Consider the following 1,144-nt stretch of genomic DNA (forward strand, 5'->3'; position numbering starts at 1 on the left):
ATGCAGGGCAAAAATCAGCTCATGGACACTCCGCACCTGCTCAGCCTCCTCAGGGCTGAGAGCTTGAAGACAGGATTCCAGCAGATGACAGTCTGCCAGCCACGGACGAAACATTCCCGGAGATAGCTGCCCGTTATCAGCGGCTTGCATTGGCAGAATGATGCTCTTTATCCCGGACCGGAGGGTCTGTTTCAGCGCCGCGAACCGGTTGAACAGTTGCAGTAATTCTTCCTGCAATGGCATGATCTCAAGTGAATCGCTATGCCGCGCCAGACGCAAGAATGCCTGATAACCCTCCAACAGTGCTTCAGCCCCATGAATCAGACGATTGACGTTATCCGCAGTCTCAGTCAGTAGCTTTGATCGTTGTGGCGACATGCTTAATTTTATGGGGTTCGCCAAACAATCCAGTCCACTGCCGGGGGCAAACAATGCCAACAGGCGTGTATTTTGATTCGTGAGCCATTGGAAACCGCTGGCAACTTTATGAAATGTGCCTTCAGGGGGAGACAAATCATCCCGTGACGGGACAGCTTTTGCCAGCGGCACATCAGAAACAACAGAAGACAGGCTTCTGTGACTGGCCAGTTTTTCGGTAATGTCACCGGCCACAATGAAGGCACCGGATTTACTATTAAAGCGGGCGCAAGCCAGCGTGACTTGATGGACACCCTGAGCGATCACTGCCGTATACCTGCCACCTGCCAGCATTAAGGGCTTTTTCTCCTGTCTCATGAGGATCGCCACATGATCATTGAATCCTCCTTCTGCAATGACAAAACCACCTGCCCGCATCAGGAAACCGGGCTCAAGCAGCCATTCTTCGGCGTGTCGGGCCAGGACGATGGCTCCGTGTGGCATTATGTCTGACTCTTGTTTTTTGGCCAGCCAGATGGGCCCGGTGCAATAGCCTTCACTGACGGCCTCACCAATGATCAGACTGTCATCGGGTATAGGCATGGCAAAATCCATACCGCCAGAGAGTCGGGTTATGGGGCGTACCTGCAACAGGAACAGGCGACCCTGATGATCAATGGCAAACTCCACATCCACCGGGCAAAGCAAGAGGTCTTCCAGCTTTGTCACCATATCCCTGAGTGCTGAAACCATGTCAACACTGAGTCGATGACTGCCGTCGCCTGAT

General features: G+C 53.1%; 1 protein-coding gene. It reads right to left on the reverse strand.

The window, feature by feature from the left end; all coding sequences use genetic code 11:
- Nucleotides 1-1,110 (reverse strand): PEP/pyruvate-binding domain-containing protein (locus tag KDK18_RS09690; RefSeq protein ID WP_257254702.1); only part of this gene is annotated, 1,110 nt, incomplete at its 3' end.
- Nucleotides 1,111-1,144 lie beyond the last annotated feature (34 nt).

Source organism: Endozoicomonas sp. SESOKO3 (assembly GCF_024606255.1).